The sequence below is a fragment of the Streptomyces nanshensis genome (assembly GCF_001751255.1).
In the GTDB taxonomy this organism is placed as follows: Bacteria; Actinomycetota; Actinomycetes; order Streptomycetales; family Streptomycetaceae; genus Streptomyces; species Streptomyces nanshensis_A.
In genome coordinates this window covers 1-5,993 of sequence record NZ_LJGW01000171.1, presented here as the reverse complement: position 1 = coordinate 5,993, position 5,993 = coordinate 1, and the positions used below count along the sequence as shown (strand labels likewise).

Sequence of the window (5,993 nt, the reverse complement as noted above, 5' to 3'; positions counted from 1 at the left end):
GACCCTGTCCGCCGGGGTGGGCGTCGCGCGACCACCGGCCCGGTCCGCCGTCGCCGTACGGGCCCTGCGGGCTGCCGCCCTCGCGTGGGCCGCGCGGCGCGTACGCCGCCTGGGAGCGGTACTCCGGATCACCGGTGGGATCCGCCGTGCCGTAGTCGGGGTCCGCCATGCCGTACGACGGCGGGGCTGCCGCTGTGCGCGGAACCGTCCGCTCGGACGGTTGACCGGCCTTTGCGCGCCCCTTGCGGCTATGGCGTCCCACTAGTCACCTTCCGGGGGTACGGGCCTCGGGGACGAAGGGTTGCCCACTTCGGTTCGACCCGTCAACCGAGCTGTGTCCACGAGCAGTTCACGGAACGCACACGCGACGAGCTCCGGATACTCCATCATCGCCACATGCCCTGCGTCGGGCAGCGCCAGCATCCGGCTGTCCCGGAACGCCGCGCCCGCGCGCCGCGCCATCCGGAAGCTCACGAGCTGGTCCCGCCCGCCGTACACCAGCAGCGTCGGGGCGAGTACGCGCTCCGCCTGCCGCCACAACGAATGCTGACCGCCCAGAGTGTAGGCGTCGACGAGGCCGCGCGCTGAACGTGCGAGCGAATCCCAGAAGTACGGGAGTTTCAGCCTGCGTTCGAACTCCGCGACCGCCGCGGCGAATCCGCCGGGCGAGACCCGGCCCGGGTCGCCGTAACACAGCGCCAGCACCTCGCGGGTGCGCTGCTCCGCCGACCAGCCCCTCGTCAGCTTCCCGAACAGCCCCGCGATGCCGGGCACCGCCAGCAGCGCGGTCGGCAGCGCGGTGCGCTGCGGCGGCAGCTCCGGCAGCGCGGGCGAGACCAGCGTCAGGGTGCGTACGAGGTCGGGCCGCAGCGCCGCGGCCCGCGTCGCGACCGCGCCGCCCAGCGAGTTGCCGAAGAGATGCACGGGGGCACGGCCGCACGCGTCGAGGTAGCGCACGACGGCACGGGCGTGCGCGGTGACCGAGTAGTCGCCGTCGTCGGGCGGCGGCGAGAGCCCGAAGCCCGGCAGGTCGACGGCCTCGCTGTCGACGTCGCCGGCCAGTTCCAGCATCAGCGCCGACCAGTTGAGGGAGGAGCCGCCGAGCCCGTGCACGTACACCGCGGGCGGCAGCCCCGTACGCTCCGGCGGCCGCGAGCGCACGTTCAGCGTCAGCCCCGACAGCGGCACATACCGCACGCGCTCGCCTTCGTGTACGGGTGGATCACCGGCCGGAGGCACCGACTGAGCCCCCTCGGGGACGCTGCGCACACCGGGCTGCTCGGTCGACGACATGGGCGCAATATTACGAGGCGATCACGCCGCTTCACCGGGTGTTGGTCATCACACCGACCGTCCCGGCACGTCGTAGCCTCGATTAAGAGGCGTCTTCCTGGAAAGAGGAGCGACATGTCTGCAGAACCGACCGACCCCGAGGACTTCGAGGACACCTACGAGGAGGAGCCGGAGGAAGAGCCCACCGGATTCGAAGCCCCGCCCGAGGACGCCGCCGAACAGCACGCCGATCTGCTCCGCCAGCGGGACGCACCGCTCACCGGCCGCGAGGACATCGAGGCCGATCCCGCCGACGCGGCCGAGCAGGCACGTGTGGTCGAACTGAACGAGGATGAGTACCGATAAAGCGCCCGCTGTGCATGCCCTGAGCTGAAATATTCGGCCCGCGGCAGTCACAGGTCGGTTACCGAAAAGTACGATGGCGGGCGCAGCGCATACCGCGCACAGAGACTGATCAGGGAGGCGGCGTGACAGCCATCGAGCAAACCGAGGCGCGCCCACGGGGCACGCGCCTGCCGCGCCGGGCCCGACGCAACCAACTGCTGGGAGCAGCACAGGAGGTCTTCGTCGCCCAGGGGTACCACGCGGCCGCCATGGACGACATCGCCGACCGGGCGGGCGTCAGCAAGCCGGTCCTATACCAGCACTTCCCGGGCAAGCTCGACCTCTACCTGGCGCTGCTCGACCAGCACTGCGAATCACTGCTCGAAGCGGTGCGGGCGGCGCTGGCCTCGACGACGGACAACAAGCAGCGCGTCGCGGCCACGATGGACGCCTACTTCGCCTACGTCGAGGACGAGGGCGGCGCCTTCCGGCTCGTCTTCGAGTCCGACCTGACGAACGAGCCGGCGGTGCGCGACCGCGTCGACCGCGTGAGCCTGGAGTGCGCCGAGGCCGTCAGCGACGTCATCGCGGAGGACACCAAGCTCTCCCGTGACCAGTCGATGCTGCTCGCCGTCGGGCTGTGCGGAATGGCGCAGATCACCGCGCGCTACTGGCTGGGCTCCGGCCGTCCCATCCCCCGGGACTCGGCGGCCAAGCTGATCTCGTCCCTGTCGTGGCGGGGCATCGCGGGCTTCCCCATGCAGTGAGCCGAACACCTTGAGCCGACGACCTTGAGCTGAACCGTGAGCCGACGACCGTACGCGGCCGGTCCGCGCGCCCGTTCGCGCCCCGGCCGCCGCACAGCCCCCGCGGTTCTTCCGCGGGGGCTTCTCTCTGGTCTGCCGCGGCGCGCGCCGCCGTGTGCGCCGCTGTTCGCTGCGGGCGTGCGGAGCCAGGCTCCGGGACGGGCCGCGGTCGGGCTAATGTGTGCTCAGTACAGCGCGGCTGACCGCGTATTCAACTGACCGTTCGGAGGGACATAGCCGTGGAGGTCAAGATCGGCGTGCAGCACGCGCCCCGCGAGATCGTCTTCGAGAGCAGGCAGTCTCCCGAAGAAGTCGAGAGCGCGGTGTCGGCCGCACTGTCCGACGGCGGCTCGAAGGTGCTCAACCTGGCGGACGAGCACGGCCGCAAGGTCCTGGTTCCGGCGGACCGCGTCGCCTATGTGGAGATCGCCGAACAGAGCGGCCGCAAGGTCGGGTTCGGCACGATCTGAGGGTCCGGGCACACCGGACGCGAGGCATCACGGCGGCTTTCCGAATCTTTCGGGGAGCCGCCGTTTCGCGTGCGTGCCACGAGGGGAGTACGGGAGCGAATCGCACCGCACGGCCGGGCCTCCGCACCGGCCGTCGTCGACCCCGAGGAGGTCCCGATGTTCTGGGAGGCACTCGGCGCCACGGCCCTCGGACTCGCCATCGCCTACGCAGCCGCCAGGCGGCTGCCCGAGCGACTCCCCGACCGTTCCCTCGTGCTCGCCACCGGCCCCGTGGCCGCGCTGCTCGGCGGGCTCATCTGCCACATCGTGCTCGGGGGCGGCCACACCCTGGTGACGCTGACGGTCGCCGCCGCAGTGAGCGTCGCGATCCTCTCGCTGCTGCTCGGCGAGAACGTACGTCCCCCGCAGCGCCTCGGCCCCAAGGTCCCCAGCCCCCCGCACGTGTAGCCGCCGGGCAGAGCCCGGTCGCTCGTCCGGGCGGTGAACCGGTCCGGGCCGCGGCGCCCTCGCGTACGTGACACATCACATACGCGGCCTACGCGTTCCTCGCTCAGGCGGCCAGTCCCAGCGCGGCCATCCGCTTGGTGTGCGCCTCGGTGATCCGGGAGAACATCTTGCCGACCTCGGCCAGGTCGAACCCGTCCGCGAGACCGCCCACCAGCATCGTCGAGAGCGCGTCGCGGTCCGCGACCACGCGCTGCGCCTGCGAGAGGGCCTCCCCCATCAGCCGCCGCGCCCACAGCGCGAGCCGTCCGCCCACCCGCGGATCCTCCTCGATGGCGCCGCGCACCTTCTCCACGGCGAAGCTGGAGTGGCCGCTGTCGTCGAGGACGCCCAGCACCAGGGCGCGGGTGTCGGAGTCCAGCCGTGCGGCGACCTCGCGGTAGAAGTCCGCGGCGATCGAGTCGCCGACGTACGCCTTGATCAGGCCCTCCAGCCAGTCGGAGGGCGCGGTCTGCCGGTGGAACTCGTCCAGTGCGGACGCGAAGGGCTGCATCGCCTCGGTCGGCTCGGCGTCGATCACCGACAGCCGGTCGCGGAGCTGCGCGAAGTGCTGGAACTCGGCGGAGGCCATGGACGCGAGCTGTGCCTTGTCCGCGAGCGTCGGCGCAAGCTTCGCGTCCTCCGCGAGACGTTCGAAGGCGGCAAGCTCTCCGTAGGCGAGCGCACCCAGCAGATCGACGACGGCCGCCCGGTAGGTCGGGTCGGCGGACGCCTCGGCCCAGTCCTGGGTGGCGATCCCGGTGTGCGCGGGCTCGGACGTCTTCCCATTGGTCTCCATGGCGAGCACGATAGCCCGCACCGACGGGCCCGGAAGCCCCTGGTACCGGCCTCGCAGGCCACAGTGAACTCGTACACAACAATCGCCCCGGTACACATGCGCGGATCCGGGGTACAGTGATATTGGCTCTCGCCGAATCGGTGGGAGCATGTACGCAAACTGCGGATGCCCGGTCGGTGGCCCGATCGGCTCCGACCCCGACAGCCCTCCGCGAGGCGCGTGTCCCCGACACGTCGCATGGCATGAGGGACCGCTCGCGTGATGAGCGCTTGAGCGAGAGCCAGTGGTCCCGCACAGGCCGGCGGGCCGGCAAGAGCCGCCCCCGGAGATGCGGTCACGACCCTCTTTCGCCTCCTCCGCACGCGTCACACAGAAGAGGCCAGCATCCTGACCACCAAGACTTTCCGCGAACTCGGAATCCTCTCCGAGACCGCCGAGGCCCTCGAAGCCGTCGGCATCACCACACCCTTCCCCATCCAGTCGATGACGCTCCCCGTCGCCCTCGCGGGCGGCGACGTGATCGGCCAGGCCAAGACCGGCACCGGCAAGACCCTGGGTTTCGGCCTGCCGCTGCTGGAGGCCGTCACCGTGCCCGCCGACGTCGAGTCCGGCAGGGCGCAGCCCGAGATGCTCACCGACTCCCCGCAGGCGCTCATCGTCGTACCGACGCGTGAGCTGTGCCAGCAGGTCACCAACGATCTGCAGACGGCGGGCAAGGTCCGCAACGTCCGCGTGCTGTCGATCTACGGCGGACGCGCGTACGAGCCGCAGGTCGAGGCGCTCAAGCAGGGCGTCGACGTCGTCGTGGGCACCCCGGGACGGCTGCTCGACCTGGCCGGGCAGAAGAAGCTGCGCCTGTCCGACGTGCGCACCCTCGTGCTCGACGAGGCCGACGAGATGCTCGACCTGGGCTTCCTGCCGGACGTCGAGAAGATCATTCAGATGCTGCCGCTCAAGCGGCAGACCATGCTGTTCTCGGCGACGATGCCGGGGCAGGTCATCTCCCTGGCCCGTCGCTACATGAACCGGCCCACGCACATCCGCGCCTCCGAGCCGGACGACGTGGGCCAGACCGTGGCGAACACCACACAGCACGCCTTCCGCGCCCACTCGATGGACAAGCAGGAGATGGTCGCGCGCATCCTCCAGGCCGAGGGCTGCGAGCTGGCGATGATCTTCTGCCGTACGAAGCGGACCGCGGCCGACGTCGCGGACCAGCTCAGCCGGCGCGGCTTCGCCGCCGGCGCCGTGCACGGCGACCTCGGGCAGGGCGCGCGCGAGCAGGCGCTGCGCGCCTTCCGCAACGGCAAGGTCAACGTCCTGGTCTGCACGGACGTGGCCGCCCGCGGCATCGACGTCGACAACGTCACGCACGTCATCAACTACCAGACGCCCGAGGACGAGAAGACCTATCTGCACCGCATCGGGCGCACCGGCCGGGCCGGCGCCTCCGGTACGGCCGTGACGCTCGTCGACTGGGACGACATCCCGCGCTGGCAGCTCATCAACAAGGCGCTGGAGCTGGGGCTGCCGGACCCGGAGGAGACGTACTCGACCTCCCCGCATCTGTACGAGGCGCTCGGCATCACCGAGGGCACCAAGGGCGTGCTGCCGCGCGGCGAGCGCACCCGTGCGGGCCTCTCGGCGGAGCAGGTCGAGGATCTGGGCGAGACCGGGCGGGGTCCGGGGCGCGCCCGTGGCGGCCGCGGTCCGGACCACGGCCCGGGCGGAGACTCCGAGGAGCGGCCGCGGCGTACGCGCACTCCGCGTCAGCGGCGCCGTACGCGTAACGGACGGCCCGTCGCCGACGAGGGCGCG

6 protein-coding genes and 1 pseudogene are annotated in these 5,993 nt (G+C 71.3%); 5 read left to right on the top strand and 2 right to left on the bottom strand.

The window, feature by feature from the left end; genetic code table 11:
- Positions 1-261 precede the first annotated feature (261 nt).
- A complete protein-coding gene (locus AN218_RS10735) occupies positions 262-1,293 on the bottom strand; it encodes an alpha/beta fold hydrolase (protein WP_070016562.1) in 1,032 nt (343 codons plus the stop codon).
- 114 nt (positions 1,294-1,407) lie between these two features.
- Between AN218_RS10735 and AN218_RS10730 the strand changes: the two genes are divergently transcribed.
- The 4 genes from AN218_RS10730 to AN218_RS10715 all read left to right on the top strand — a co-directional run bounded on the left by AN218_RS10730 (position 1,408) and on the right by AN218_RS10715 (position 3,340).
- Positions 1,408-1,638, top strand: coding sequence for a hypothetical protein (locus AN218_RS10730; RefSeq protein ID WP_070016561.1), 231 nt, complete (start codon positions 1,408-1,410; stop codon positions 1,636-1,638).
- A gap of 122 nt (positions 1,639-1,760) precedes the next feature.
- On the top strand, positions 1,761-2,384 hold the full coding sequence (locus AN218_RS10725) for a TetR/AcrR family transcriptional regulator (protein WP_070016560.1): 624 nt from the start codon (positions 1,761-1,763) through the stop codon (positions 2,382-2,384).
- A 278-nt stretch (positions 2,385-2,662) separates the two neighbouring features.
- A complete protein-coding gene (locus AN218_RS10720) occupies positions 2,663-2,893 on the top strand; it encodes a DUF3107 domain-containing protein (RefSeq protein WP_070016559.1) in 231 nt (76 codons plus the stop codon).
- 69 nt (positions 2,894-2,962) lie between these two features.
- Positions 2,963-3,340, top strand: a complete 378-nt coding sequence (locus tag AN218_RS10715; RefSeq protein ID WP_309251039.1) for a hypothetical protein — start codon at positions 2,963-2,965, stop codon at positions 3,338-3,340.
- Between the two features lie 103 nt (positions 3,341-3,443).
- Here the strand turns inward: AN218_RS10715 and AN218_RS10710 are convergent, their stop codons facing one another.
- Positions 3,444-4,175, bottom strand: a complete 732-nt coding sequence (locus tag AN218_RS10710; protein ID WP_070016557.1) for a ferritin-like fold-containing protein — start codon at positions 4,173-4,175, stop codon at positions 3,444-3,446.
- 242 nt (positions 4,176-4,417) lie between these two features.
- On the opposite strand from AN218_RS10710, the pseudogene AN218_RS10705 reads away from it, so the two are divergent.
- Positions 4,418-5,993 (top strand): annotated as a pseudogene (locus AN218_RS10705) (DEAD/DEAH box helicase); the annotation flags it as partial.